The 26,650-nt window shown below is 50.8% G+C and carries 27 protein-coding genes; 13 read left to right on the forward strand and 14 right to left on the reverse strand.

All coding sequences use genetic code 11. From position 1 onward, the window contains the following. Window positions 1-163: 163 nt before the first annotated feature. Complete coding sequence (locus BZG13_RS04740) at window positions 164-1,639, forward strand: aminoacyl-histidine dipeptidase (protein ID WP_108743859.1); 1,476 nt, start codon at window positions 164-166, stop codon at window positions 1,637-1,639. On the opposite strand, the gene dinB is transcribed toward BZG13_RS04740, so the two are convergent. The 10 genes from dinB to bolA all read right to left on the reverse strand — a co-directional run bounded on the left by dinB (window position 1,636) and on the right by bolA (window position 10,778). Beyond that, entirely contained in the window at window positions 1,636-2,712 is a 1,077-nt protein-coding gene (dinB, locus tag BZG13_RS04745; protein WP_077485474.1) for a DNA polymerase IV, read from the reverse strand. The two genes, BZG13_RS04740 and dinB, sit on opposite strands and share 4 nt — an antisense overlap. A 55-nt stretch (window positions 2,713-2,767) precedes the next feature. Next, complete coding sequence (nqrM, locus tag BZG13_RS04750) at window positions 2,768-2,989, reverse strand: (Na+)-NQR maturation NqrM (RefSeq protein WP_046073749.1); 222 nt, start codon at window positions 2,987-2,989, stop codon at window positions 2,768-2,770. A 96-nt stretch (window positions 2,990-3,085) separates the two neighbouring features. Further along, window positions 3,086-4,102, reverse strand: a complete 1,017-nt coding sequence (locus tag BZG13_RS04755) for an FAD:protein FMN transferase (protein WP_069361183.1) — start codon at window positions 4,100-4,102, stop codon at window positions 3,086-3,088. Window positions 4,103-4,186: 84 nt separating this feature from the next. Beyond that, on the reverse strand, window positions 4,187-5,410 hold the full coding sequence (nqrF, locus tag BZG13_RS04760; RefSeq protein ID WP_077456974.1) for an NADH:ubiquinone reductase (Na(+)-transporting) subunit F: 1,224 nt from the start codon (window positions 5,408-5,410) through the stop codon (window positions 4,187-4,189). A gap of 31 nt (window positions 5,411-5,441) precedes the next feature. Continuing rightward, entirely contained in the window at window positions 5,442-6,038 is a 597-nt protein-coding gene (gene nqrE / locus BZG13_RS04765) for an NADH:ubiquinone reductase (Na(+)-transporting) subunit E (protein ID WP_046073752.1), read from the reverse strand. A 6-nt stretch (window positions 6,039-6,044) separates the two neighbouring features. Next, window positions 6,045-6,677 (reverse strand): NADH:ubiquinone reductase (Na(+)-transporting) subunit D, encoded by a 633-nt coding sequence (locus BZG13_RS04770; RefSeq protein ID WP_077456976.1) that lies wholly within the window; start codon window positions 6,675-6,677, stop codon window positions 6,045-6,047. After that, entirely contained in the window at window positions 6,670-7,473 is an 804-nt protein-coding gene (locus BZG13_RS04775) for a Na(+)-translocating NADH-quinone reductase subunit C (protein ID WP_077456978.1), read from the reverse strand. The genes BZG13_RS04770 and BZG13_RS04775 overlap by 8 nt, the downstream gene beginning before the upstream one ends. Then, window positions 7,463-8,704: an NADH:ubiquinone reductase (Na(+)-transporting) subunit B gene (locus BZG13_RS04780; protein WP_069361143.1), complete on the reverse strand. Its 1,242-nt coding sequence runs from the start codon at window positions 8,702-8,704 to the stop codon at window positions 7,463-7,465. The genes BZG13_RS04775 and BZG13_RS04780 overlap by 11 nt, the downstream gene beginning before the upstream one ends. A gap of 3 nt (window positions 8,705-8,707) precedes the next feature. Then, a complete protein-coding gene (locus tag BZG13_RS04785; RefSeq protein WP_069361144.1) occupies window positions 8,708-10,048 on the reverse strand; it encodes a Na(+)-translocating NADH-quinone reductase subunit A in 1,341 nt (446 codons plus the stop codon). 424 nt (window positions 10,049-10,472) lie between these two features. Beyond that, entirely contained in the window at window positions 10,473-10,778 is a 306-nt protein-coding gene (gene bolA, locus BZG13_RS04790; protein WP_077485476.1) for a transcriptional regulator BolA, read from the reverse strand. A gap of 175 nt (window positions 10,779-10,953) precedes the next feature. Between bolA and BZG13_RS04795 the strand changes: the two genes are divergently transcribed. The 7 genes from BZG13_RS04795 to BZG13_RS04825 all read left to right on the forward strand — a co-directional run bounded on the left by BZG13_RS04795 (window position 10,954) and on the right by BZG13_RS04825 (window position 17,328). Further along, the gene (locus tag BZG13_RS04795) at window positions 10,954-12,096 is read left to right on the forward strand and encodes a methyltransferase (protein WP_077485478.1); all 1,143 of its coding nucleotides are present in this window, start codon (window positions 10,954-10,956) and stop codon (window positions 12,094-12,096) included. Between the two features lie 19 nt (window positions 12,097-12,115). Continuing rightward, window positions 12,116-12,685 carry a YajG family lipoprotein gene (locus BZG13_RS04800; protein ID WP_077485480.1) on the forward strand — a complete coding sequence of 190 codons (570 nt, stop codon included), beginning with the start codon at window positions 12,116-12,118 and terminating at the stop codon, window positions 12,683-12,685. A gap of 26 nt (window positions 12,686-12,711) precedes the next feature. Next, on the forward strand, window positions 12,712-13,272 hold the full coding sequence (locus tag BZG13_RS04805; protein ID WP_077485536.1) for a peptidylprolyl isomerase: 561 nt from the start codon (window positions 12,712-12,714) through the stop codon (window positions 13,270-13,272). Between the two features lie 22 nt (window positions 13,273-13,294). Continuing rightward, on the forward strand, window positions 13,295-14,689 hold the full coding sequence (locus tag BZG13_RS04810) for an AmpG family muropeptide MFS transporter (protein WP_077485483.1): 1,395 nt from the start codon (window positions 13,295-13,297) through the stop codon (window positions 14,687-14,689). Between the two features lie 221 nt (window positions 14,690-14,910). After that, entirely contained in the window at window positions 14,911-15,747 is an 837-nt protein-coding gene (locus tag BZG13_RS04815; protein ID WP_077485538.1) for a nucleoside-specific channel-forming Tsx family protein, read from the forward strand. A gap of 90 nt (window positions 15,748-15,837) precedes the next feature. Next, the gene (locus BZG13_RS04820; protein WP_077485485.1) at window positions 15,838-16,713 is read left to right on the forward strand and encodes a 2-dehydropantoate 2-reductase; all 876 of its coding nucleotides are present in this window, start codon (window positions 15,838-15,840) and stop codon (window positions 16,711-16,713) included. A gap of 9 nt (window positions 16,714-16,722) precedes the next feature. Next, on the forward strand, window positions 16,723-17,328 hold the full coding sequence (locus BZG13_RS04825) for a DJ-1 family glyoxalase III (RefSeq protein ID WP_077485487.1): 606 nt from the start codon (window positions 16,723-16,725) through the stop codon (window positions 17,326-17,328). Between the two features lie 62 nt (window positions 17,329-17,390). On the opposite strand, the gene thiI is transcribed toward BZG13_RS04825, so the two are convergent. The 3 genes from thiI to pomA all read right to left on the reverse strand — a co-directional run bounded on the left by thiI (window position 17,391) and on the right by pomA (window position 20,734). Continuing rightward, complete coding sequence (gene thiI / locus BZG13_RS04830; protein WP_077485490.1) at window positions 17,391-18,839, reverse strand: tRNA uracil 4-sulfurtransferase ThiI; 1,449 nt, start codon at window positions 18,837-18,839, stop codon at window positions 17,391-17,393. Window positions 18,840-18,987: 148 nt separating this feature from the next. After that, a complete protein-coding gene (locus BZG13_RS04835) occupies window positions 18,988-19,926 on the reverse strand; it encodes a flagellar motor protein MotB (RefSeq protein ID WP_077485493.1) in 939 nt (312 codons plus the stop codon). Between the two features lie 46 nt (window positions 19,927-19,972). Beyond that, entirely contained in the window at window positions 19,973-20,734 is a 762-nt protein-coding gene (gene pomA, locus BZG13_RS04840) for a flagellar motor protein PomA (protein WP_077485496.1), read from the reverse strand. A 223-nt stretch (window positions 20,735-20,957) separates the two neighbouring features. Here pomA and xseB point away from each other — a divergent pair, with 223 nt between their 5' ends. From xseB to dxs, 3 genes are read left to right on the forward strand one after another with little or no spacing between them, the layout of a single operon-like run. Further along, window positions 20,958-21,203 carry an exodeoxyribonuclease VII small subunit gene (gene xseB / locus BZG13_RS04845; RefSeq protein ID WP_077485498.1) on the forward strand — a complete coding sequence of 82 codons (246 nt, stop codon included), beginning with the start codon at window positions 20,958-20,960 and terminating at the stop codon, window positions 21,201-21,203. Beyond that, the gene (ispA, locus tag BZG13_RS04850) at window positions 21,196-22,095 is read left to right on the forward strand and encodes a (2E,6E)-farnesyl diphosphate synthase (RefSeq protein ID WP_077485501.1); all 900 of its coding nucleotides are present in this window, start codon (window positions 21,196-21,198) and stop codon (window positions 22,093-22,095) included. Before xseB ends, ispA begins: the two co-directional genes overlap by 8 nt. 27 nt (window positions 22,096-22,122) lie before the next feature. After that, entirely contained in the window at window positions 22,123-23,997 is a 1,875-nt protein-coding gene (gene dxs / locus BZG13_RS04855; protein WP_077485503.1) for a 1-deoxy-D-xylulose-5-phosphate synthase, read from the forward strand. A 123-nt stretch (window positions 23,998-24,120) separates the two neighbouring features. Here dxs and upp read toward each other — a convergent pair whose 3' ends face one another. Beyond that, entirely contained in the window at window positions 24,121-24,747 is a 627-nt protein-coding gene (gene upp, locus BZG13_RS04860) for a uracil phosphoribosyltransferase (protein ID WP_069361159.1), read from the reverse strand. A 184-nt stretch (window positions 24,748-24,931) separates the two neighbouring features. Here upp and purM point away from each other — a divergent pair, with 184 nt between their 5' ends. Then, the gene (purM, locus tag BZG13_RS04865) at window positions 24,932-25,975 is read left to right on the forward strand and encodes a phosphoribosylformylglycinamidine cyclo-ligase (RefSeq protein WP_077485506.1); all 1,044 of its coding nucleotides are present in this window, start codon (window positions 24,932-24,934) and stop codon (window positions 25,973-25,975) included. After that, on the forward strand, window positions 25,972-26,607 hold the full coding sequence (purN, locus tag BZG13_RS04870; RefSeq protein WP_077485508.1) for a phosphoribosylglycinamide formyltransferase: 636 nt from the start codon (window positions 25,972-25,974) through the stop codon (window positions 26,605-26,607). Before purM ends, purN begins: the two co-directional genes overlap by 4 nt. The last annotated feature ends 43 nt before the right edge of the window (window positions 26,608-26,650 follow it).

The raw sequence follows: 26,650 nt of genomic DNA on the forward strand, positions 1-26,650 counted from the left end.
AAAAAATTCATATGTGTAATTTTATTACAATAAAAATGCCTAGTAAAGCCGGCATAAGCGGTTTCTATGGGTGACTGTTGTCAATATAGAGACAGTGATATCCTTGGGTTTGTTTTTCCATTCTAGTGAGGCCTGCTACGAAAAAGGCCATAGATAAAATAAAATGGAGTCTACCGTGTCTGAAATCAGCCAATTATCACCTCGCCCCGTTTGGGCATTCTTCGACCAGATCTGTGCTATTCCTCATCCTTCTTATCATGAGTCGCAACTTGCTCAATTTATTATCGACTGGGCCAAAGGACGCGGCCTAGACGTCCGTCAGGATCAAACGGGTAACCTATTGATTCGTAAGYCAGCAACACCCGGAATGGAAAATCGTAAAGGGGTTGTCCTCCAAGCCCACTTGGATATGGTGCCGCAGAAAAACGAGCACACTGTGCACGATTTCACGCGCGATCCTATTCGCCCTTATGTCGATGGTGACTGGGTGACCGCTGATGGCACGACATTAGGCGCAGATAATGGCATTGGCATGGCTTCATGCCTTGCGGTACTGGACGCTGATGACATCGAACATGGTCCGCTAGAGGTGCTACTCACCATCAATGAAGAAGCCGGGATGGATGGCGCGTTTGGCTTGGAAGCAGGATGGCTAAACGGGGACATCTTGCTCAACACGGATTCGGAGCAAGAAGGGGAAGTGTACATGGGCTGTGCCGGTGGCGTCGACGCCAGTATGCACTTTCCAATAGAGCGTCAGGCAGACGATGAAGGACTTGCACGTTTTACGGTGGGAATCAAAGGGCTAAAAGGCGGCCATTCGGGCGTCGATATTCATACGGGTCGCGCCAATGCCAATAAATTACTGGCCCGTTTGCTCAGTCACCACCTTGGTGAAACAGATACTCGCCTACTTGCATTACGCGGCGGCACCTTGCGCAATGCCATCCCACGAGAGGCGTTTGCCGATATCGCCGTCCCTGCCGATCAGCAGCAAGCACTGGCGGCCGCGATCGATGACTTTGCCATGTTGATGAAAGCGGAGCTCGGCCAGCTTGAACCGCAAATCACTGTCATTCTAGAGCCATGTGACAACCCCGTCGCGCCACTGACACGCGCCGTGCAGTCTCGCTTATTAGCAGCGTTAAATGCAGCACCAAACGGCGTCGTAAGAATGAGTGATGATATACCTGGCGTCGTGGAGACGTCACTGAACTTAGGGGTTATCAACACCGAAGAGGATCGTATCACTGTACTATTTCTGATCCGCTCGTTAATCGATTCGGGCAGAGAAATGATGCAAGGAATGCTACAGTCGTTGGCGAGTCTTGCCAATGTCACGGTCGAGTTCTCAGGGGCATACCCAGGCTGGAAGCCCGATCCTGACTCGCAAATCATGCATATCTTCCGTGACACCTATGAGGGCATTTATCAGCGTAAGCCTGATATCATGGTGATTCATGCCGGTCTTGAATGTGGCTTGTTTAAGAAGCCGTACCCAACGATGGATATGATCTCATTCGGCCCAACCATCAAGTTCCCACATTCGCCCGATGAAAAAGTGCATATCGATAGTGTGGGCCATTACTGGCAGCAAATGCAGGCCATTTTAAAGGCAATCCCCGCTAAATCGGCCTAACCCAGTAAACTCAGTTGGGGGGCAGTGTCGTCCCCCAATCCTACCGATAGCCCAATCAGTCGTATACGTCTTCCCTCGCCACGATAAAACGCCTCATGCAGCAAGGTATCAAACAACGCGCGGTCAAGTGACTCACAGCGGTGGGCCACCGTGGTAGTTTGAAWATCATTAAATTTAATTTTGATCCCCTGCCGACAAATTCGGCCATTGGCATCGGCTTTTTCTAAGCGGGCCAATAACGCTTGATAAAGAAGCTCTATCCAGGGTAAACAAGCCTCGAGCTGGTCAATATCCTCAGATAGGGTACGCTCCACCCCCACGGATTTGCGAACTCGCTCAACTTCAACCTCTCGTGGGTCAATACCGTGCGCCCGCTGCCATAGCACGGCTCCAAATTTCCCCATCCGCTGTATCAAGGCTGTTTGGTCGCAAGCCTGGATATCTGCGCAGGTGAAAAGATTCCATTCGTGCAATTTCGTCAGTGTGACTCGCCCCACACCAGGAATCGACTGCAAAGGGAGGTCACGGACAAAGTCATCGACCTGATCTGGCGCCACGACACAAATACCATCGGGTTTGTTTTTGTCTGACGCGACTTTAGCAACAAACTTCACCGGTGCCACGCCCGCGGAGGCAGTTAACGCTAATTCATGCCGAATGTCTCGCCGGATGGCTTCGGCTATTAAGGTCGCAGAATTTTGATAACATTGCGTTTCAGAGACATCGAGATAGGCTTCGTCAAGGGAAAGCGGTTCTATGGTATCAGTGTAGCGGTGAAAGATAGCATGAAGCTGCTGAGACACTCGGCGGTATTTACCCATGTCGCCGCGCATGACGGTTAGCCCAGGGCATAGTTTGAGGGCTTGGGCCGTCGCCATCGCCGAGCGGATCCCAAATCGGCGCGCCGGATAATTACAAGTGGCGATGACACCTCGTCCATTCGCAGACCCACCAATCGCTAAGGGAATGGTTTGCAACGCAGGGTTATCGCGCATTTCGACGGCCGCATAAAAACAGTCCATATCGATATGGATGATTTTCTTGCTCGCACGGCCGGTTATTGAGCTGGTCATTATGCTGCGTCGCTAAAAAGCCCATCGGTGGCGATCACCACGATGGGCATTGTCCCTAGATTATTTGGTTTTTCTTCCATTCACGCGTTTTTTCTGCGCGGTCTTCTCGCTTTTTCCGCGCATCGCATGGCTCTGGGCAGTCACACTCTTTCTCGATACCGACGGCCCCCAAGCCGCCACAGCTACCACTGATGGTTTTCTGCTGCACAATGTAACCAATCGCCATACCGGCAATGACGAGTACAAAGACAGCAAAGGTGATAAGAAAAACTGACATAATTGCTCACCTACTTTTAGTCGTCACGCTCAGCGAGATAACGCTGAGCGCTAGTTCCACGCCTGATGCGTGTAATAAACGCCAGTGCGTGACGCACTAACGGTTTAGATACGGTTTAAAGGCCTCTGACGCCATTTCTTTATACCCGTCATCGGTTTTGACCACCATAAATGCGGGAATATCCGCTTGGTTGGCCAGCGCCATGGCCTTTTCTGGCCCCAACACCATAAAACCCGTCGCTAAGCCATCCGCGGTCATGCAAGACGGATCAAGCACGGTGACGGACACGAGGTGATGATTAATGGGTCGTCCTGTTTTGGGGTCGATAATGTGCGAATAACGTACACCATCTTGCTCAAAATAGTTACGGTAATCGCCAGACGTGGCGACGGCCATATCACCGGGCTGAATGATCTCTTGCACAGATTGCGCGCCAGCACTGGGTTTTTCAATGGCAATCCGCCACGGGTTTTGATCTTGATTGACACCCTTTAATTGTAACTCACCACCAATCTCAACCAAATAATTATCGAGCCCAAGCGACCCTAGATAATTGGCGACCACATCGACGCCATACCCTTTGGCAATGGTCGATAAGTCGACGTATAAATCAGGATGGGTTTTGGTAAGGGTGTTATCCTCAACCTGTAAATGCGACAACCCAACCCTTTCCATGCGAGAGGCGATGTCTTTGTCGCTCGGAATATTCTCGGGGCGTTTCTCTGGCCCAAAGCTCCATAAGTTCACCAATGGGCCGACGGTGACATCTAACGCCCCTTGAGTGAACGTATTCAGCCGTATCGCCTCTTTTACTACCGTTGCGGTTGCGGGTGATACGTCCATTGGTATATCCGCTTTCTGCTGATTGAACTGGCTTAATTCGGAGTCGGTACGATACGTCGACATCTGATCATTAACCGTTTCCAAACGCGCATCAATCTCAGCTTGAACCTTATCTTGAGATGGGGTGTTCTCTGTGGCGATATATTTCACCGAGTAGTATGTTCCCATGGTCTCACCGGTCAGATGCACCAACTCAGGAGCACGGTCACAACCGAGTAACCCCACAATCAGCGCAAATACCCATGCACAGCGTAACCATAACGTCTTCATAGCGGTGTCCTTGGACATCAGTTTCATACGTAAAATGGCTGGCCCATAGGCCAGCCATTAAGCGGTAAGATAGACTGTCGGTGTTTACCCGCCGAAATCATCCAACAGGATGTTTTCGTCTTCGACACCCAGGTCTTTAAGCAAACCAATCACGGCGGCGTTCATCATCGGCGGCCCACACATGTAGTACTCACAATCTTCTGGCGCTTCATGATCTTTCAGATAGTTGTCATAAAGCACATTGTGAATAAAGCCTGTATCCCCTTCCCAGTTATCTTCTGGAAGCGGATCTGACAGCGCACAGTGCCACTCAAAGTTATCGTTTTGCTCTTGGAGCATATCGAAATCTTCGACGTAGAACATTTCTCGCTTCGAACGCGCCCCATACCAGAAGGTGATCTTACGGTCGGTATTCAGACGTTTAAGCTGGTCAAAGATGTGTGAACGCATTGGCGCCATACCGGCACCACCACCCACAAACACCATCTCCGCATCGGTGTCTTTAGCAAAGAATTCACCGAATGGGCCTGAAATTGTGCACTTATCACCTGGCTTAAGTGACCAAATATAAGATGACATCTGACCCGGTGGCACATCAGGATTACGTGGTGGTGGTGTTGCCACACGCACGTTCAGCATGATAATGCCTTCTTCTTCTGGGTAGTTAGCCATCGAGTACGCACGAATGATCTCTTCATCCACCTTCGACTCATAGCGGAAAAGATTAAACTTCTCCCAGTCTTCTCGGTATTCCTCAGGAATATCAAAATCTGAGTATTTGATGTGATGCGGTGGCGCTTCAATCTGAATATAACCGCCGGCTCGGAAGGGAACCGACTCGCCATCAGGGATGCGCAGTTTAAGCTCTTTGATGAAGGTGGCTTTGTTATCGTTGGAGATAACTTCACATTCCCACTTCTTCACACCAAAAATTTCTTCCGGCAGCTCAATTTTCATGTCTTGTTTTATTGCCACCTGACATGAAAGGCGCTCACCTTCACGCGCTTCGCCTTTGGTGATGTGGTCAAGCTCGGTTGGCAGAATGTCACCACCACCTTCTTTAATCTTCACGCGGCACTGACCACATGAACCACCACCACCACAGGCAGACGATACAAACACACCAGCACCGGCCAGTGCACCAAGCAGCTTGCCGCCTGGCTGAGTCACGATCGCTTTTTCAGGATCGTCATTGATATCAATTGTGATGTCTCCGGTTGGTACCAGCTTGGATTTGGCGAATAAAATCACCAATACAAGCGCCAGCACAATCAGAGTAAACATCACTACACCAAGAATAATGTCCATTGACTATTCCTTTTCTCGCAGTTTACCCGGCTTACAGTTGCACACCAGAGAAAGACATAAAGCCCAATGCCATCAGGCCAACAGAGATAAAGGTGATCCCCAATCCCCGCAGTGCTGGCGGCACGTCTGAATACTTCATTTTCTCACGGATACCCGCAAGGGCGACGATGGCTAACATCCAGCCTACCCCAGAGCCAAAGCCGTATACGACTGACTCTGCGAAGTTGTAATCACGCTGTACCATAAATGATACGCCACCAAAGATGGCACAGTTCACCGTGATCAACGGCAGGAAGATACCTAACGCGTTATAAAGTGGCGGGAAGAAGCGATCTAATACCATTTCCAAAATCTGAACCAATGCGGCGATAACACCGATAAAGGTCACAAAGTTGAGGAAGCTAAGATCGATCCCTTTCACCAGTGCATCTTCACGTAGGATCAGGTTATAGACCAAATTGTTAACCGGTACTGCGATAGTCAATACCACCACCACGGCGACACCGAGGCCGAACGCTGTTTTTACCTTCTTGGACACCGCCAAGAACGTACACATGCCGAGGAAGAATGCCAGCGCCATGTTCTCAATAAAGATTGAGCGCACCAGCAAGCTCAAATAATGTTCCATGTGCTGTTACTCCTTCGCTTCAACTTGTTCTGGTTTGAAGGTACGCACAATCCAAATCAAAAAGCCGATTAGGAAGAATGCAGATGGGGCCAGCAGCATCATGCCGTTTGGTTGATACCAACCCCCTTCACTGACCACAGGCAGAATAGACACGCCAAAGACAGAGCCTGAGCCCAGCAGCTCACGGAAGAAGGCAACCGTCATCAGCACGAAGCCATAACCCAATGCGTTACCCAAACCATCGATAAATGACGGCAGCGGCGACGATTTCATCGCATAGGCTTCCGCACGCCCCATCACGATACAGTTAGTGATGATCAGCCCCACGAAGACCGACAGCTGTTTGGATATATCGTAAACAAAGGCCTTCAATGTCTGATCAACCACAATAACCAATGACGCGATGATCGCCATTTGCACGATGATACGTACACTATTCGGGATATGGTTGCGGATCAGCGATACGAACAAGTTAGACATCGCGGTAACGAACATCACCGCCAAGGTCATAACAAAAGCCGTCTGCATCTGCGTGGTCACCGCGAGTGCCGAACATACACCGAGAACCTGAAGGGCAATCGGGTTATTGTCTAACACCGGCGACAGCAGATTCTTCTTCAGTTCTTTCGTTTCAGCCATTGGTCAGGCCTCCCTCTCGAACTTTTGCTAAGAATGGACCAAAGCCCAAATCACCTAGCCAGAAATCAAATTGTTTCTCGACACCGTTACTGGTCAGGGTTGCGCCCGATAGCGCGTCAATACCGTGCTCGCTATCACTCGGTGCACCACCTTTAACCACCTTGATAGCAGGCTCGCCTTGTTCGTTAAATAGCTTTTTGCCATCCCACTTCGCGCGCCATTTCGGGTTTTCAACCTCGCCACCCAAGCCCGGGGTTTCCCCTTGCTCATAATAGACGATGTCAGCCACCGTATTGCCATCAGGCTCGACCGCAACAAACGCATACATCATGCTCCAAAGACCCGAGCCTTTCACTGGCAGGATGAGGCGTTGCAAATCACCTGTGTCGTTTTTCACCAAGTAGATCTTCGCAATATCGGCACGACGGCCAAAACCAGCGACATTTTCGTCACCACTTAGCTTTTTCGACATCCCAGGGTCTTTGGCGGCTTCACGCTGGTCGTAGTCTGCGACGTCTTCGACATTGGCCGCGTCGGGGCTGACAAAGTCGCCTTTCTCTAAGCTAACCAGACGCGGTTCAATGTACTTGTTATAAGCATCATTGATCGCACTCTTACCGCCCGACACCTCAATGCCAGCGACCGAGAGGATGTTCTTCTGTACGTCGAGCTTTGCGTTCATCTGCTGCAAAGGACGTAAGGCTACCGCTGCACCGGACACCACGATTGAGCATACCAAGCTCAACGCGATAACAACGATCAGCGTCTTCTTAATACTATCGTTACTACTTGCCATTACGAGCCAGTCTCCGTTTGATGTTGCCCTGAATCACCAAGTTATCGAACAAGGGTGCAAACAGGTTAGCGAACAGGATCGCCAGCATCATGCCTTCAGGATATGCTGGGTTAACCACGCGAATGATCACTGCCATGGCACCGATCAATGCGCCGTACCACCATTTCGCTTTATTGGTAAACGCAGCCGAAACGGGATCCGTTGCCATAAACATCATGCCGAACGCAAAGCCACCTAGAACCAAGTGCCAGTAGAAAGGCATGCTAAACATCGGGTTAGTGTCGGAACCAATCAGGTTAAACAGAGTTGCCGCCACCGCCATACCGACGAACGTACCCAAGATGATACGCCATGAGGCAATGCGCATGTATACCAAGGCCGCGCCACCAATCAAGATAGCAAGGGTTGATACTTCACCGATAGAGCCAGGGATATTACCGATAAAGGCATCCATCCAAGACATCGCTTGCCCGGAGACATTGTGTTGCAACGCGCCTTCACCGCCCGAGTACCATTGGCTCAATGCCGTTGCGCCTGAGTAACCGTCTGCGGCTGTCCACACTAGATCGCCAGAGATCTGCGCTGGATAAGCAAAGAACAAGAACGCGCGTCCCGCAAGCGCAGGGTTCAAGAAGTTACGTCCAGTTCCCCCGAAGATCTCTTTGGCAACCACCACACCAAAGGTGATACCCAGTGCAGCCTGCCATAATGGCAAGGTTGGCGGCACGATCAGTGCAAAGAGAATCGAGGTGACGAAGAAACCTTCGTTGACTTCATGCTTGCGCACGATGCAGAACAGTACTTCCCAAAAACCACCCACAATAAATACGGTGGCGTAAATAGGCAGGAAGTAGGTAGCGCCTAGAATGGTTTTGGTTCCCCACCCGGCAGCGGATAGCGGCCCCGCAATCGACTCGGTGAGCCAATAATGCCAGTTACCACTGATCACCTGCGCCAGTTGGTCACCAGAATATAAATCCATCAATCCCATGATGGCTTGGTTACCTGTGTTATACATACCCCAGAACATCGCGGGGAACACAGCAAACCACACCATGATCATGATACGTTTCAAATCGATGCTGTCACGCACGTGCGCGCCGGCTTTGGTCACCATACCCGGGGTGTACAAAATGGTGGCAACCGCTTCGTACAGGGCAAACCATTTTTCATGTTTGCCGCCTGGCTCAAAGTGTGGCTCGATTTGCTCTAGAAAATTTTTAAGGCTCATCAGTTACCCTTCCTTCTCAATCTTTTCTAGGCTCTCGCGGAGCATTGGACCGTACTCGTACTTGCCTGGGCAGACAAAAGTACAAAGGGCCAAATCTTCAGGATCTAACTCCAGCGCGCCCAGCTGTTGCATGCTATCTGTATCGCCAGCACAGATATCACGCAGCAGCATTGTTGGCTCGATATCTAGTGGCATTACTCGCTCATAATTACCGATTGGTACCATGGAACGATCACTGCCATTGGTCGAGGTGGTCAAATTGAAAAGTTGGCCTTTGAATAGGTGGCCAAGGTAGGCGCGCGTCACTGAGAAGCGGTTTTTACCCGGCGACAACCAACCAAACAGCTCTTTCTCGTTGCCTTCACGCAATACAGACACTTGCAAGTGGAAGCGGCCCAAGTAAGCATGCGGGCCAGACGCTTTGGTCCCCGACAGCACTGAGCCAGAAATAACACGGCTTTCACCCGCCATCAGCTCGCCATCAGTCAGCTCGTCGAGGTTTGCGCCTAGCTGCGTGCGTACCAAGCGTGGCTTGTTAACCATCGGGCCTGCCAATGACACCACACGATCAGTGTTGATTTCACCGGTAAGGAACAAGTGGCCAAACGCAATCACATCTTGGTAGTTAAGATGCCACACCTTTTTCTCCATGCTTGCTGAGCGCAAGTGGTGGATATGGGTGCCCACTAAGCCTGCTGGGTGAGGGCCAGCAAAGACATGTTGTTCAACGTTAGATTGCTGACTGGTGGGTAACTCTACATTCGCCTTACAAACAAACACTTGCTTGTCAGTTAAGCGAGAGAGTACATCAAGACCTGCAACGAATGCCTCTTTTTGCTCATCAATGATCACTTTCGGATCCGCGGCGAGCGGATTGGTGTCCATTGCATTCACAAAAATGGCTTCCGGCACGGCATCAATCGCGGGCGAACGGCTGAACGGGCGCGTGCGGAGCGCTGTCCACATCCCCGACTCAACCAATTGGTCCACCACCGCTTGGCGCTCAAGAGAGGCCAGTTGCGACGCTTCATACTTGTTGAATGTGACTTGCTCGTTACCATCGACTTCAATGACGACAGACTGAAGAACACGTTTGGCACCGCGGTTGACTTCAACCACTTTACCGGCTGCGGGAGCAGTAAATACCACACCAGGGTTTTTCTTATCTTCGAAAAGGCCCTGGCCTTTTTTCACCACATCACCCACTCGCACATGCATTGTGGGGCGCATTCCAACGTACTCTTCGCCAAGCAAGGCGACTTTCTTGACAGCTGGGCCATCATTTATCACCTGAGCAGGAGTCCCAGCAATGGGGATATCCAAACCCTTTTTTATTGTAATCATACGCACTTGCACTACATTAACGGGAAAAAGAATTCTGTTATTGCGCAGTTAAAGACACGACTTTCGACTGTATGGTGGCCTGAGAGCGCACCGTCGCAACATCCTGCTAACCATGACGTTACACAAAGGTAGCCTAGGTTAGTCTTTAAGCACGGCATTCTATCACTAACCCCAGTATTGATTCTATGGGTATTGTCACTAGGGCGTGGCAATTATGCATACCTGTACAAACAATGCTCGTTGTAAGCTCACAGTTTTACTGTTGTTTTTTTGCTCGTCTTAAGGTGACGGTCACCGACCCCACGCTGTTCGCGTGGTGCGCCAAGCGCCGCGTTGATACCCACCCCACCAGCGACTTTATGTAAGAATTTGTTGCCATAACGTGAAGAATCAACACGCCTAAGCACATCGGCTCACCCTTATTTTACCCCCCCCCGCGGCAGGCTGGCGAGTCTGGCGCATTTGCCTGCTCTTGCCACTCTTCTGGGGTGTAAGTATGGATAGCCAATGCATGAATATCATTGGCAAGCTCGTCCGCCAAGGTGGTATTGATCGCACGATGCCGCTGTATTAAACGCTTACCTGCAAACTCATCTGACACCACGACAACCTTGAAATGGCTCTCTGAGCCTTCTGGTACATTGTGCATATCGCTTTCATTGCGAACATCAAGATGAACGGGCGCAAAAGCCTGTGTCAGTTTCTCTGTAATTTGCGTTTGAATTTTCATGGCTTCCCCAACCTATCAAGGGCAAGTTGCCCAGATTTTAGTCGTTATCGATAAAATTGCGAATTCAATAGCCTGATCACGCCATCATTGATGGCATACCCATCGAGTTTGAATTGCAGTTGTGGTGTGAGTGCGACAATATACGCAGTCAGTGACCTCTGACGCAAACGCTCCCATGAAAACAGAACTTGTAATCTCAAGCGACGAATCTCCCCTGACACTACACCGCTACCCGCGCCGAAAAAATGAAACGCTTCAAGCCTTTGATGCAGCCGATGAATATATCATTGAGCACGCCAACACCTGGCAACTTGAGGCAGGCAATCGGGTTTTAATTCTCAATGATCAATTTGGCGCGTTGAGTTGTTGGGCATGCTCGCAAGGTTATGACGTCATTCAAATCAGCGATTCTGTGGTGTCACAGCAAGCGACCCTCGCGAACCTTCGCCAAAACCAGCTTCCAGACATTACGCTGATTAAGAGTACGGAACCACTGCCTAAACAGTTTGATGCGGTGATCATGCGAGTGCCTAAAAGCAGCAAAATGTTGGCATGGCAGCTCCAGCAACTGGCGTCTGTAACGACACCGGCCACACGCATCCTCGCCGGAGACAAGGCAAAAGCGATCCATACCTCTACGCTGAATCAGTTTGAGCACTGGCTTGGGGCAACCACCACCTCGTTGGCAAAGAAAAAAGCGCGCTTGATTTTTTCTACCGCTAACGCCCTCCCCCAACAGCCCACCGAGCCACTTAGCTATGTCGATGTGCCTGAGTTTTCCATGCGCTTGGCTAATTGGCCCAATGTGTTTTCCGCCAAAAAGCTGGATATCGCGGCTTACTTAATGCTTCCGCAAATCCCAAGCTCGGACGAAGAAAAAAATATTCTGGATTTAGGTTGTGGGAATGGTGTGCTTGCCCTGCAGGCGGCACGTAACAACCCAAAGGCATACATTTATGCAGTCGACGAGAGCCATATGGCCGTCGCCAGTGCCCAACACAACCTTGAAAGCCATGATATTGACTCACAACGTTTCCAATGTGAAGCACGAGATTGCTTGACCGATTTTAACCACACAGATATTGATCTTGTGTTGTGTAACCCGCCCTTTCACCAGCAACAAACCATCACTGATCACATTGCTTGGCAAATGTTTTGTGACGCAAAACGTGTTCTGACCACGAATGGCGCGCTTTTAGTGATTGGCAATCGTCATCTTGGCTATCATACTAAGCTAAAACGTCTTTTTGGTAACGTGACTGTCGTTGCGTCAAATAAAAAATTCGTTATTCTCAAGGCAGTCAACGCCCAATTTTAACAAAAGGATGCTGAACCCCATGAAGAAACTGATTATTGCCGCCGCTGTGTTAGTCCTAGCGGGCTGCTCAACACCTCGCGAGCCACAACTAACCATTGCACCGTCTCCAGCGTCATCCAATCAGCAGCAGGTCAACAACCTTCCTGTGGTTGTAAAGAGTAAGGACTTACGGACAGCTCAGTTCGTTGCGGTGATTGATAGCGGTCGCTCCAATGTTAAGCCGCTGCATGCCACCCAAAACTTGCGCGTTGTCCTTGAAGATACCCTCTCACGCCAGCTTTCAGCACAAGGGTTCCGTGTCGTCGCAAATGGCCCGGGCATGCTCCGCCTCGATATTCTTGACGCCTTAGTTCGTGTTAAGCACACGGTATTCAAGCACGATATGGAAGCGTCAGTGCAACTGCAGCTAGTCGCTGAATCACCGGATGGTCGCTTTGTAAAACGTTACACCGGCAAATCAACCCAGAGCGGCGTTAGCAGCGCTTCGCCCGACGATATCGAAATGGCATTAAACAACCTGCTAGAAGCTGTCTTGCAAGACATTGCCAACGATGAGCAGCTACTTGCTCACATGAAAGCGCACTTTTAATCATGAAAATATGGGCACTTTTAATCATGAAAATATGGGCACTTTTAGGGATACTTGCACTGGTGGTGCCGCCAGTGCAAGCCAGCGTGATGGTCGCTGTTGAAACGACCCAGGGAGACTTTGTCTTGCAACTTGATGAGGATAAAGCTCCCAAGACTGTCAGCAATTTTTTACGCTATGTCGATGACGGCAGCTATGTCGGCACTCAATTTCATCGGGTGATTCCACGCTTTGTGGTGCAAGGAGGCGGATTTGATCAAGACCTCAATCGTCGCCCCACGTATAAACCTGTTGATAATGAATCACGTAATGGCCTATATAACCGTCGTGCCACCATCGCGATGGCCAGAACCCAAGACCCGGACTCTGCCACCCGCCAGTTCTACATCAATGTCAGTGATAATGGTTTTTTAGATGCAACCCCCAATAAGCTGGGGTACACGGTGTTTGGCCGCGTCGTGGAAGGGTTTAACACTATCCTGACCATCACCGAGCAGCCAACCGTTACTATCCCCAGCAAACGGATGCAGGATGTGCCGCAACAACCGATTATCATTACTGCTATCAATCGTGTCTCAACCCCCTAGTCTTTAAGTAGGCCACCTTATTATGCAGTCATCCAAGCTAAAAATGACCTTGGCGGCCTACACCGACCGTCGCCTGCTCTTTGTTTTTTTAATGGGGTGCTGTAGTGGTTTCCCTTGGGTATTAATTGGCTCCAACTTAAATGGTTGGCTGGCCGATGAGGGGTTATCGCGCACGGCTATTGGCCTTTTTGGCTCAGTGTTCGTGCTTTACGCCGTTAACTTTTTATGGGCCCCCCTGCTGGATAGGCTTAAGATCCCGGTACTGAATGAAAAGCTTGGCCATCGTCGTAGCTGGATTGTGGTGACACAATCACTGATGCTTGTCGCCACCTTGGCCTTGTCTCGCGTTAACATGCAAGGCCTGCAAGCGATTGATCCCTGGATCACCACCCTTGTCCTTTCGTCATTGATTTTTTCTATCGCTCTCGCGTCGGCCACACAAGACATTGCCATTGATGCCTTCCGTATAGATAACTTCGCCGAGCATGAAACCGAGAAGTTCCCGCTCGCCTCGGCGATGTCGGTCATTGGTTGGTGGACAGGCTATTCTGTGCCTGGCTATATCGGCTTTATCAATGCCGATGCCATCGGGTGGAACCAAGTTTATGTGATTATGGCCGGATTTGTCGGCTTAATGATTCTCGCCACCCTGTATGTCAAAGAGCCTGCCAGTGATCGAGAACAGCGCCAAGATAAGGCCACCAAACATTACCTCAACCAAGGCTACAGTGGCTTCCAAGCCTGGTTTGCCGTGACGGTGGTGGAACCTTTTGCCGAGTTCTTTCGTCGCAACGGGATTAAGGTAGCCCTTACGCTGCTGTTATTTGTGTTTTTGTTTAAACTGGGCGAAGCCTTTCTCGGTCGCATGTCGATCGTGTTTTACAAAGATGTTGGCTTTACCAATGAGCAAATTGGGTATTACTCCAAGCTAGTCGGCTGGGGGCTCACCGTGGTTTACACCTTAATAGGCAGCTACATCAACCTGCGCTTTGGCGTGATTAAAGGGCTATTTATTGGTGGGGTCGCCATGGCATCCAGCAACCTTATGTTCGCCTGGATTGCCATGGTCGGCCCCAACGAGCACCTGCTATTGGGGGCCATCCTGGTAGACAACTTTACCTCGGCTTTTGCCACTATTGCGTTTGTCTCCTTTTTAACCTTCTTGACCGGCCGCGCGTTCTCGGCCACTCAATATGCGCTACTCGCGTCTTTGGGGAACTTAGGTCGCACCACGGTTGCATCGTTTAGTGGCATGATGGTCGACTGGCTCGATAGCTGGTCAACATTTTTCGTAATAACCGCACTAATGGTGATCCCAGGACTAGTCATGCTGATCTACATTGGCAGACAGTTTCGCCAACCGCCGTCACAAAGTGATAAGCATGCTAGACACTGCCTAGATTCTCGTCGCGACTAACCCTGACATATCACAGTGGAGTGCAAAATTTTGCGCGCCGCTGTGACTTATTGAGTAACAAAGATCACATAAAACTGTCATGCAACCCTTTACAAACCGCCTCTGATCACAGCCTATTTTTGTGTCTATGTTTATTACATTCTTTATGGTGAACTTAATCAATATACTGCCTCTGTCCCATGCGCACTGCGCAACAACAAGACTCAGCAGAGGCAGTCACTATGAAAAAATCCCTACTCGCACTCGCCGTTATCGCCGCCAGCGGTGTATCCGTTGCCAACGCCGCCGATTACTCGGATGACATTTACAAAAATGATCATAAATGGCTTCAGTTTAATGCCATGTACTCGATTGATGAAAAAGTACAGTTTGGTGATGACACCGATAAAGATCATAACTATCTAGAAATGGAGTTTGGCGGCCGCAAAGGCGTGGTCGATCTCTATGGTTATGTGGATATTTTTGACTTGGCTGAAGACGGCAGTGATAACAACAATAAAAAAGGTGCATCGAAAGCGTTCATGAAGTTGGCGCCGCGCTTCTCAATTGATGGCATCACCGGACAAGATTTGTCGTTTGGCCCGGTACAAGAAGTCTACTTCTCGACCTTGTTTAACTGGGGCGGTGGCGATGATGATATCAACAACTCGTTCTGGGGGGTCGGTGCCGATGTTGAGCTGCCTTGGTTTGGCAAAGTGGGCATGAACCTCTATGGCTTGTATGACATCAAAAACAAAGATTGGAACGGCTATCAATTCTCGACTAACTGGTTTAAACCTTTCCACTTTTTCGACAACGGTAGCTTCCTGTCATACCAAGGTTATATCGATTACCAATTCGGTGCCGATGACACCTTTAAAGGCAACAATCAAGCGACCCATGGCGGTGCGATGTTTAACGGCCTGTACTGGCACTCAGACAACTACGCCCTCGGTTATGGTCTAAAAGCCTATAATGATGTTTATCTTTTTGAAGATGGTAATGCCAACAACTCTGTAGGTGCTGTCGCCGACAGCTCAGGTATTTCTCACTACCTTAGCGCGACCTACAAATTCTAATCCTATCCAGCGCCGGTCCCTGCCGGCGCTTTGCTCCCTGCCTTATATTGTCTATGATACACTGGCCTTTTCATCGATAGGCAAGTTGTCATGCGGATCACCTTGATAGGCGCAGGTGCGATCGGCACCTTATGGGCGGTCAAATTAAGCCAAGCGGGTCATCACGTTCATCTTATCACGCGCGATGGCGCTGATAAGCGGGCGCTGAACCTTGACGATACCTCCCTTACTTTTCCTGCCAACCAACCAGACTTACTGCGTTATAGTGATCTTTGGCTGGTTTGCACCAAAGCCTATGACGTGCAAGCCGCCTTAACCCCGAGCTTTGCTCATCTTGAGCCGGAAACCATGGTGATGTTGATGCATAACGGCATGGGACCTCATCAATGGCTTATTGATACCCTACCTGCCAGCCAGCCGCTGCTGCTCGCGACCACCTCACAAGGCGTGTTTCGCGCGGAAACAGGCGAGTACCGGCACACGGGCAATGGGCCCACAGCGCTCGGGGCAGGTAACCAAGCCGGTGAAGCCTGTCAGTTTCTCGCCGATGTCTTGGATCATGCCCTACCGGCAGCAACCTGGCACAGCGATATCCTGGAATCGCTGTGGTATAAACTGGCGGTCAATAGTGTCATCAACCCGCTTACCGCCTTACATGGGATAAAAAACGGTGAATTGCTCAAACGAGACTATGCGCCAATCATTGATGCGCTATGCCAAGAATTAGCCACTGTAATGCGGGCGGAGCGGATCCTTGCCTCGGCTACCGAAGTACGTCAACGTGTGGAAATGGTCGCCAAGGCAACCGCAGACAACTACTCTTCAATGAATCGCGATGTATTTTACCGTCGCCCGACCGAGCTGGCGTATATTACGGGCTATGTGCTGCAACGCGCCCTAGCACACCAGATTTCAACCCCACACCACCAGCAGCTACACCAAGCCGTTCAACAAGTGGAGAGATAAGGAATCATCATGAGTGATAAACGCATCCTGATTTGTATGGCCAATGGCACAGAAGAAATGGAAGCCGTGACTGCCATTGATGTGATGAAACGTGCCGGCTTCAATGTCATCGTGGCCAGCGCCGATCCCGAAGGCGAGCTCACGCTAACCTGTTCACGTGGCGTCAAGCTAGTTTGCGACGCCGCACTGGCAACAGTCGCCGACCAGCCTTTTGACTGTGTGATCTTACCCGGTGGTATCGAGGGCGCCCAGTGCTTAGGAGAAAGTAACCTGATCACCGAGATCATCAAGCAACAGCAGAGCGACAATGCGTGGGTGGCTGCCATTTGTGCCGCACCGGCGTTAGTGCTACAACGCCACCAGCTATTCCCACAATCACACATGAGCTGTCACCCCAGCGTCAGCGATCAGATCCCAGCGCAATGGCTAAGCCGCCGCCGCGTGATGACCGACTATGACCATCGTTTGATTACCAGCCAGGGGCCAGGTTCGGCAATGGAGTTCGCGATCGAAGTCGTTCACGTGCTTGGCGGCAAAGCCTTGGCCTGGCAAGTGGCGGAGCCAATGATGCCCCTGCCTCAACTGCACTATGAGAAAAAGTTTACACAAGGCTAGATTTGCACGAGGCTTAAACGCAAACAGGCTGCCTGTCTTTTTACTTCGGTAAGCCACTCGGCCTACACCCGATACACTTTCACGTTGTCAAAGCCCATATCTTTAAGATACAGCGCTTGCAAGCGACTCATTACCCCTCGCTCGCAATAGAGCAAATAAGTTTTCGTTTGGTCAAGGTCGCCAAACTGGGTCGCCAATTTGAAGAAAGGAATGTGCACCACATCAACGCCTTCAATCTCAAGCGGCTTATCTTCTTGCTCTTCTCGACTGCGGATATCCAGCACCACTGCGCCTTTCTCAACCTCATTAACCAGCTCCGCTTCCGGCACTTTTTCTTGGCTCAAGGCTTCGATATCACGGATATCCATCACAGTCGCGTTGTCGACCACTTGCTCAAGCAGACGAAAATCAAACTTGGCTTCTTCGTGTTCAAGCTTGGCTTTTTCCGCTTTCACCGTTGGCTTTTTGGAAATCACGCCACAATACTCTGGCATGGTTTTGGCGAAGTCTTCTGTGCCAATTTTACGCGCCGTCTGAATAATATCTTCTTTGTCCCAGTTAATCAGAGGGCGCAAGATCAAGCTATCAGTGACGTTGTCAATCATGCGCAGATTGGTGAGCGTTTGGCTCGACACCTGCCCCAACGCTTCGCCGGTCACCAGTGCTTGAATACCAAACCGTTTTGCCACCATGGCCGCCGCCCGCATAAACATACGCTTCAACACCACGCCCATTTGCGCGCTATCGATATTTTCCAAGATGCTATTGACGACCGGCTCAAAATCAATCGAAATAAACTTCACTTTGGCCGATGAGCCAAATTTGTTCCAAAGGTAATGAGACACCTGCTGCACACCCGTTTCATGCGATTTACCACCCAGATTAAAGAAGCAGTAGTGCACTTTACTGCCACGTTTAATGTGCAAATAACTGGAAACGCCTGAATCGAACCCGCCAGAGATCAAGCTCAATACATCTTCTTGTGTACCGAGTGGGAAGCCCCCTAGACCTGCGTGACGATGTTTCACCACGTTGAGCTTATCGTGATCGACTTCCATCATCACGGTGACATCCGGTTTTTTCAGTTGCACACTGGCCGACGGCACGGCTTGGTTTAGTCCACCACCGACATAGCGCTCAAGATCGATAGAGGTAAAGTCATGCTGCCCACGACGCTTAGCGCGCACACAAAAGGTCTTCCCTTCGATTTGGTGACGCACACCGGCCAAAGTAAGCTCATAGATATGGTGTAAATCGTTAAACAGAGTTTGCTCAACCTCAAGCACGGTTTGCACTCCTGGTGTGTTGGTTAACACATCCAGAACCAGTTGGCGCTCGTTAGGTTGTTTTAACGTCACCTCAATGTGATCCCGACGGTTATATACCGCCGTATTATCAGTCCGACGCTTTAAAATATTACGAATATTGCATTCGAGGATTTTTGTAAAACGCTTTCTGACTGACTCACTTTTGACGATCACCTCAGGGTGAATTTTAACGATAAACTTCATAACCGGTTCGATACAGCTGGGAACAAAGCCGCGGATTATACAATAACCAGGCTGCCGCTGAAACCGGCTATTTTCACGTCTGAAGAAAGAAGAAGTGCTCGGCGATAACTTGTCTTTACCCACAATCAGTTATCGCCGAGAGACAGGACTAAGGTGCGTTTTGTGGCGCATTCTCGCTAGAGATTTCATCCGAGAAGGTGGGTTTTCCTTGTATCACAGCGATTTCCACACGCCGGTTTGACGCACGGTTTTCCGGAGAATTGTTCGGCGCACGCGGCTTGGTATCCGCTAATCCTTCCACTTTCATACGTAAATGGTTAAAACCAGGGACTTTTTCCATCTCCTGCGCCACTGACACCGCACGCTGTGCCGAAAGATCCCAGTTCGAGCGATAAAGCTCCGACTCCAAAGGTGTGCTATCGGTATGCCCTGAGACCTTGATTTCTCCCGGCACATCTTTTACCAACTGCGCAATTTGACGCACCATGGGGCGGAACTTGGGTTGAAGAAACGCAGAGTTTTGTGGGAAAGCGCCCTTTTCTCGGATCCTTATCACCAACTGTTGCCCTAAGTTCTCGACTTCAACCGCCCCCTCATCGATTTCGCGTTGCAACGCTTGCATCAACGCCTTTTGCAGCTGCTCAAGTTGCTGCTGCATTCTCTGCTGCTCCAATTGTGACGCCACTTGGGCACTGGTGCCGCCTTCCTTATCTGACGTGTTGCGTTGCGAGCCGCCGGACCGATCATCCTCGCCCTCTTGAAAATCCAAGGTGCGCTGCGTCATATCAATGGTTTGCTGCATGATCACTTCAATCGGCGTCGGCTCAGGACGACCCGGACGAAACTCTTGCGCGATCACACTGGTTCCTTTAGGAATGTCTTTCACCTCGAGCACATTTTGTACCCCAAAAGCGAACTTCATTGACCCAGCAATTTGCTTAAACTTAAGCACATCCATCTCTGAAAATGACAACAGAAGGACGAAAAAGCACATAAGAAGCGACATCAAGTCCGCAAACGTCCCCATCCACGGCGGTAAGCCGGGAGGCGGGCATTTGCATTCCTCTTCTTCTTGCTGTTGTGCCATGAAGACTCCTTACTTCTCGCTCGCTGAGGCCTGCGTCTCAGACCGATTAATTATCGACATCCACCTCACGCTTACCCTCATTGAGGTAGTTTTTCAAAAAGCCATCAATGACACGCGGGTTTTGTCCATCTTGAATCGCGAGTAAGCCGTCCATGATCAAACGCCGATTCAATTTTTCTTGCTCCTTACGCAGCGCCAGCTTGTTGGCGATGGGGGTTGCCACCATGTTCGCCAACATCGCACCATACATGGTGGTCAACAAGGCGACCGCCATTGCTGGCCCAATTGCCTTTGGGTCATCCATATTCGACAACATGGCGACCAGCCCAATCAAGGTCCCGATCATCCCCATCGCGGGCGCCACGTCCGCCAAGGCATTATAAAAGCCAATGCCATGGTCGTGCCGCTCCTCGGTAAGGTTAATGTCTTTGTGTAATGTGGCACGGACCACATCGGCATCATGACCATCGACGAGCAAGTCCACGCCCTTTTGCATAAACGAGTTGCTCACTTCCATCTCTTCCAAAGCAAGGAAGCCACCTTTACGCGCCGCATCGGCCATTTCAATAATCTTGGCAATCAAGTCCTCTGGGTCATCGGATTTGAACATGAATGCCTTGCCTGCAATTTTAAAACTACCAAAGAATTGCCCCATGGTGTACTTGGTGAGAACCACAAATAAGCTCCCCCCGAGTACGATCAGCACCGATGGCACGTCAAAATACATGTTCATGGTGCCGCCCAACAGCATCGCCATTATTACGAATGCAAACGAGCCGAGAATGCCGATGAGCGTCGCTATATCCACGTCAGTCTCCCTTAAATTACGTCAAGTCATTGTTTTTCATTTTTTAGGGTATTGGTTATATCGGCAACCAATCCTATAGGTTTAGCGTAAATGCGCAGATACCAACAAGGATAACATGCCTTTTACGGTGGTGGCGCCAAGCACACAAAAACACATAGAGTGGTTTGACCGCCTGTGGCCACTGCGTTACCGTCTAGCCTCTCTTTTCTAATTTTATGGCATCATGGCTGTGAAGAAACCAGAAAATATGACCTTTGAGGACACGCTCAAAGAGTTAGATACCATTGTCGGCGCGCTCGAATCCGGCGAACTTCCTCTCGACACCGCAATGAAACGTTTTGAGCGCGGCATTGCACTCACTCGTCAAGGGCAGAAAACCCTTGCTGACGCCGAGCAACGCGTCGAGATCTTGCTCTCGCAAGAAGATGATGGGCCACTGACTGAGCTTTCTCCTCAAGACGATGATTAACACTGTTGTACACGATGCGCTGCGCGAAACGCAAACCCGAAGCAATCAACAACTCGAAGCGTGGCTCGATACCTTATCCTCCCAAGATCAACCGCTTATTCAGGCAATGCGCCATGGTTTGCTCTTGGGGGGCAAACGCATTCGTCCCTTTCTAACCTATGCCACAGGACAGCTGTTTGGCGTGCCACTTGCGCAAATTGATACACCGGCTGTCGCGGTGGAGTGTATTCATGCCTACTCGTTAATTCACGACGATCTACCCGCCATGGATAACGACAGCTTGCGACGCGGGCAGCCAACCTGTCATGTTGCCTTCGATGAAGCCACCGCGATTTTGGCCGGTGACGCGCTACAAACACTGGCCTTTACCGCGCTGGCTGAAGGCCCACTCAATCCAGCGGCCGAGCCTTACCGTATAGACATGGTGAAAACCTTGGCCGCGGCCAGCGGGGCAGCGGGTATGTGTTTAGGACAATCACTGGATTTGGCTGCAGAGGGACGTGCCGTTGATCTTGAAGCCCTTAAACGGATTCACCACAATAAAACCGGGGCGCTGATCAAAGGGGCAGTAAAACTCGGCGCCTATGCAGCCGGCGAGGCAGGTGTTGCCCACTTGCATGAGCTTGAGCGTTTTGCTGACGCCATCGGTCTCGCGTTTCAAGTGCAGGACGATATTTTGGACATTACCAGTGACACGCAAACACTCGGGAAACCGCAAGGGTCAGATGTGAACGCGGATAAAAGCACCTACCCAGCACTACTGGGGCTAGCTGGCGCGCAGGAAAAAGCCGAGCAACTTTACCAAGAAGCACTACACGCCTTGGAGGCAATCCCCTACAATACCGAACAACTGGAAGTTTTTGCCCGATATATCATCGAGCGCAACAACTAGCATGATTAATAAAAGCGCCGAACCATTATGACACTGGATATATCAAAATACCCGACTCTCGCTCTTACTGATACGCCGGAAGAGTTGCGTACCTTACCACGCGATCACCTGCCGCAGCTTTGTGAAGAGTTACGGACCTACTTACTCAACACAGTCAGTCATTCAAGTGGCCATTTCGCGTCTGGACTTGGCACCGTAGAGCTGACGGTGGCGCTGCACTATGTCTATAACACCCCGTTCGATCATTTAGTATGGGATGTGGGCCATCAGGCGTATCCTCACAAGATCCTGACCGGACGACGTGAGCGCATGCAGACGATCCGGAAAAAAGATGGTTTACATCCCTTTCCGTGGCGAGGAGAAAGCCCTTACGATGTGTTATCCGTTGGCCACTCCTCCACATCCATCAGTGCCGCCCTAGGCATGGCCATCAGCGCACAGAAGGAAGGCCATAACCGGCGTGTGGTTAGCGTGATTGGCGATGGGGCGATCACCGCCGGAATGGCGTTTGAAGCCATGAACCATGCCGGCGATGTCAAGCCCGACATGCTCGTGGTACTTAACGACAACGAGATGTCGATTTCTGAAAATGTTGGCGCGATGAATAACCACTTTGCCCAACTCCTCTCTGGCAATGTCTACACCAGTATTCGTGAAGGCGGTAAAAAAGTCTTATCAGGCGCGCCGCCAATCAAAGAGTTGGTGCGTCGCGCGGAAGAACATCTAAAAGGCATGGTTGTCCCAGGCACCATGTTTGAAGAGCTGGGCTTTAACTACATCGGCCCGATTGATGGTCACGACGTCGAAGAACTGGTCAAAACCCTCAAGAACATGCGCCACTTAAAAGGGCCGCAGTTTCTGCATGTGATGACCAAAAAAGGCAAAGGCTATGAGCCGGCGGAGAAAGATCCGATTGGGTACCATGCCGTGCCTAAGTTTGATCCCAGTGTGCACACACTGCCTAAATCCAAGCCAACTAGCCCAACGTTCTCCAATGTGTTCGGTGACTGGCTATGCGATATGGCGGCGCAAGACGACAAACTTCTCGCCATTACCCCTGCAATGCGCGAAGGCTCCGGGATGGTGCGCTTCTCGAAAGCTCACCCAGACAAGTACTTTGATGTCGCCATCGCCGAGCAGCACTCGGTCACACTGGCCGCTGGCATGGCAATCGGTACTTACCACCCAGTCGTTGCCATTTATTCAACTTTCTTACAACGCGCGTATGACCAAGTCATCCACGACGTGGCAATTATGAACTTACCAGTGCTGTTTGCCATTGATCGTGGCGGGATTGTTGGCGCGGATGGCCAAACTCACCAAGGGGCTTTTGATTTAAGCTATCTACGCTGTGTTCCCAACTTGGTCGTGATGACGCCAAGTGACGAAAACGAGTGCCGTCAAATGCTGTATACCGGCCATATTCATGATGGGCCAGCGGCGGTGCGTTACCCTCGCGGCAGTGGTATCGGGGCAGAGATTGAACAAACGATGCAAGCGATGCCACTTGGCAAAGGCGTGATTAAACGGCAGGGAGCGCGGATAGCGATGCTGAACTTTGGCACCTTGTTACCTCACGCATTAGACGCAGCTGAAACGCTGGATGCCACCTTGGTTGATATGCGCTTTGCCAAACCACTGGATGAAGCATTGCTGCTTGAAATGGCCAACACGCACGACTACCTCGTGACGGTAGAGGAAAATGCGATCGCTGGCGGGGCGGGCTCTGGCGTGATTGAAGCCATGATGCGCCATGGGGTTATCAAGCCTGTGCTGCAAATCGGTCTCCCCGATCGCTTTATCTCCCAAGGCACCCAACAAGAAATGCACGCCGAGCTTGAGCTTGATGGTATCGGCATTAAGGCGCAAATCCAGCGCTATTTGGCTAAGTTAGCTGAGTAGAAGCGCCGCTTTAAACCGCTAGCCAAGTGCTATCGACTGATATAAAGAAACCCGCTGATTAGTGGCGGGTTTCTTTATGCTTCAGCAACTATTGATGCAGTGGCTTAGCCTGCTCACGCACAATTACTTGGTCCCAAAAATCTTATCGCCCGCATCACCCAGTCCAGGCACGATATAGCCTTTGTCATCCAGTTTTTCATCGATAGCCGCGGTATAAAGCTCAATATCAGGATGCGCTTTTTTCAATGCCTCAATCCCTTCCGGGGCAGAGACCAATACCAAGACCTTGATCTGCTGACAGCCCTGCTCTTTAAGCAAGTCGATGGTCGCAATCATCGAGCCACCGGTCGCCAACATCGGGTCCACAACCAAGGCCATGCGCTCATCGATATTGCTCGCCAACTTATGAAAATACGGCACAGGCTCGAGCGTTTCTTCATCGCGATATACGCCGACGACACTGATGCGAGCCCCTGGGACGTGTTCAAGCACCCCATCCATCATGCCCAACCCTGCGCGCAAAATGGGCACCACGGTGACTTTTTTGCCTTTGATTTGATCGACATTAACCGGGCCGTCCCAGCCATCAATCGTCACTATTTCTGTATCGAAGTCAGAGGTGGCTTCATAAGTCAGCAGACTGCCCACTTCGGTGGCAAGCTCGCGAAACCGTTTGGTGCTAATATCTCGCTCGCGCATCAAACCGATTTTATGTTTGACTAACGGGTGCCTTACTTCCACGACCTTCATCTTAGACTCCTTACAAAAAACAAATTCTCGGTAGTATACATGAAAGGTTTTTGCTAGCGTAGCCTTAGGGCTTGACATATCGCCCAGATTCTCACCAAACCGCTTACGCAAACGTTTTCCTTTCTCTGAATGCACTGATAGAATAGCGCCGACTTTTGACTTCCAACTCCGGCGAGGAATTGCAGTGAGCGGTAAACAATCATCTCTTAGCTATAAGGACGCTGGCGTCGATATTGACGCGGGTAACGCACTAGTCGACCGCATTAAAGGGGTAGTAAAACAAACGCACCGTCCCGAAGTCATGGGAGGTTTAGGTGGCTTTGGCGCGCTTTGTTCATTGCCAACCAAATACAAAGAACCCGTATTAGTCTCAGGCACAGACGGCGTGGGTACCAAACTACGTTTGGCGCTGGATGCCAATAAGCACGATACGATCGGCATCGATCTGGTTGCGATGTGCGTAAACGATCTGATCGTGCAAGGTGCTGAACCTCTGTTTTTCCTCGACTACTACGCCACGGGCAAGTTAGATGTTGACGTCGCCGCCGACGTGGTGACCGGCATCGCCCAAGGCTGCCAGCAAGCAGGTTGTGCCCTTATCGGCGGCGAGACGGCAGAAATGCCGGGTATGTACAGCGGCGATGATTACGATGTGGCTGGTTTTTGTGTCGGTGTTGCCGAGAAATCGGCCATCATAGATGGGAGCCAAGTCAGCGATGGCGACGCCTTGATTGGCCTTGCGTCGAGTGGCCCACATTCAAACGGCTACTCACTGATCCGCAAGATCCTCGACGTCAGTCAAGCAAACCTGCGTGACGACTTAGAAGGCCTACCACTCATCGATCACTTGCTCGCCCCGACCCGCATTTACGTTAAATCCTTATTGGCCCTGCTTGAGCAAACCCCCGTTCACGCGATTTCTCATATCACAGGTGGCGGCTTTTGGGAGAACATCCCCCGCGTATTGCCCGATGGAACCAAGGCGGTGATCGACAATACCAGTTGGCAATGGCCGGCTGTGTTTAACTGGTTGCAAGAAAAAGGCAACGTCAGTGACTACGAAATGCTGCGCACCTTTAACTGTGGAGTGGGACTTGTGATTGCATTGCCTCAGGCAGACGCCGACAAAGCGATTGCCCTGTTAAATCAAGCCGGCGAAACCGCCTGGCAGTTGGGCCATATTGCTCACGCGACGGGCGACGACGCACAGGTGGAGCTGAAAGCATGAAGCGCATTGTCGTATTAATTTCCGGCAGCGGCTCCAATTTGCAAGCATTGATTGATAGCGTCCACCAGCAACACGCACAGATTGCCGCGGTGGTCGCTAACAAAGCGAATGCGTATGGTCTGACGCGTGCCGAGCACGCGGGCATACCGGCTCAAGTGGTTGCCAACACCGATTATGCTAGCCGGGAAGAGTATGATGCGGCGCTTATTCGAGCGTTAGATGCCTATCAGCCCGATCTCGTCGTACTGGCCGGCTTTATGCGTATTCTAACCCCAGGTTTCGTTACCCACTATGCGGGGCGAATGCTCAACATTCACCCCTCACTGCTTCCCAAATACACCGGACTGCACACTCACCAGCGCGCGATTGATGCTGGCGATACCGAGCATGGTACATCGGTGCATTTTGTCACTGAAGAGCTTGACGGTGGGCCAGTGGTACTCCAAGCTCGCGTGCCTATTTTTGAGGACGACGACGCTGAGTCTGTCGCCGCGCGCGTCCAACAACAAGAGCACAGGATCTACCCACTGGTGGTCAAATGGTTTGTCGATGGCCGACTGAAGATGGAAGAGGACAGTGCCTGGCTTGATGGCCAAACGCTTGGACCAGCAGGTTACGCCGCAGAGGCCTAGCCTGCACAGACACTGACAACATAAACTAAGGCGCCTTCGCGCC

Source organism: Salinivibrio sp. ML323 (genome assembly GCF_001995745.1).
GTDB lineage: Bacteria > Pseudomonadota > Gammaproteobacteria > Enterobacterales > Vibrionaceae > Salinivibrio > Salinivibrio kushneri.

Bases quoted from the DNA above. Each gene is read 5' to 3' on its own strand.
- nqrM (WP_046073749.1), bottom strand. From the start codon at position 2,989: ATGTCAGTTTTTCTTATCACCTTTGCTGTCTTTGTACTCGTCATTGCC.
- BZG13_RS04755 (WP_069361183.1), bottom strand. From the start codon at position 4,102: ATGAAGACGTTATGGTTACGCTGTGCATGGGTATTTGCGCTGATTGTG.
- nqrF (WP_077456974.1), bottom strand. From the start codon at position 5,410: ATGGACATTATTCTTGGTGTAGTGATGTTTACTCTGATTGTGCTGGCG.
- nqrE (WP_046073752.1), bottom strand. From the start codon at position 6,038: ATGGAACATTATTTGAGCTTGCTGGTGCGCTCAATCTTTATTGAGAAC.
- BZG13_RS04770 (WP_077456976.1), bottom strand. From the start codon at position 6,677: ATGGCTGAAACGAAAGAACTGAAGAAGAATCTGCTGTCGCCGGTGTTA.
- BZG13_RS04775 (WP_077456978.1), bottom strand. From the start codon at position 7,473: ATGGCAAGTAGTAACGATAGTATTAAGAAGACGCTGATCGTTGTTATC.
- BZG13_RS04780 (WP_069361143.1), bottom strand. From the start codon at position 8,704: ATGAGCCTTAAAAATTTTCTAGAGCAAATCGAGCCACACTTTGAGCCA.
- BZG13_RS04785 (WP_069361144.1), bottom strand. From the start codon at position 10,048: ATGATTACAATAAAAAAGGGTTTGGATATCCCCATTGCTGGGACTCCT.
- bolA (WP_077485476.1), bottom strand. From the start codon at position 10,778: ATGAAAATTCAAACGCAAATTACAGAGAAACTGACACAGGCTTTTGCG.
- BZG13_RS04795 (WP_077485478.1), top strand. From the start codon at position 10,954: ATGAAAACAGAACTTGTAATCTCAAGCGACGAATCTCCCCTGACACTA.
- BZG13_RS04800 (WP_077485480.1), top strand. From the start codon at position 12,116: ATGAAGAAACTGATTATTGCCGCCGCTGTGTTAGTCCTAGCGGGCTGC.
- BZG13_RS04805 (WP_077485536.1), top strand. From the start codon at position 12,712: ATGAAAATATGGGCACTTTTAGGGATACTTGCACTGGTGGTGCCGCCA.
- BZG13_RS04810 (WP_077485483.1), top strand. From the start codon at position 13,295: ATGCAGTCATCCAAGCTAAAAATGACCTTGGCGGCCTACACCGACCGT.
- BZG13_RS04815 (WP_077485538.1), top strand. From the start codon at position 14,911: ATGAAAAAATCCCTACTCGCACTCGCCGTTATCGCCGCCAGCGGTGTA.
- BZG13_RS04820 (WP_077485485.1), top strand. From the start codon at position 15,838: ATGCGGATCACCTTGATAGGCGCAGGTGCGATCGGCACCTTATGGGCG.
- BZG13_RS04825 (WP_077485487.1), top strand. From the start codon at position 16,723: ATGAGTGATAAACGCATCCTGATTTGTATGGCCAATGGCACAGAAGAA.
- thiI (WP_077485490.1), bottom strand. From the start codon at position 18,839: ATGAAGTTTATCGTTAAAATTCACCCTGAGGTGATCGTCAAAAGTGAG.
- BZG13_RS04835 (WP_077485493.1), bottom strand. From the start codon at position 19,926: ATGGCACAACAGCAAGAAGAAGAGGAATGCAAATGCCCGCCTCCCGGC.
- xseB (WP_077485498.1), top strand. From the start codon at position 20,958: ATGGCTGTGAAGAAACCAGAAAATATGACCTTTGAGGACACGCTCAAA.
- ispA (WP_077485501.1), top strand. From the start codon at position 21,196: ATGATTAACACTGTTGTACACGATGCGCTGCGCGAAACGCAAACCCGA.
- dxs (WP_077485503.1), top strand. From the start codon at position 22,123: ATGACACTGGATATATCAAAATACCCGACTCTCGCTCTTACTGATACG.
- upp (WP_069361159.1), bottom strand. From the start codon at position 24,747: ATGAAGGTCGTGGAAGTAAGGCACCCGTTAGTCAAACATAAAATCGGT.
- purN (WP_077485508.1), top strand. From the start codon at position 25,972: ATGAAGCGCATTGTCGTATTAATTTCCGGCAGCGGCTCCAATTTGCAA.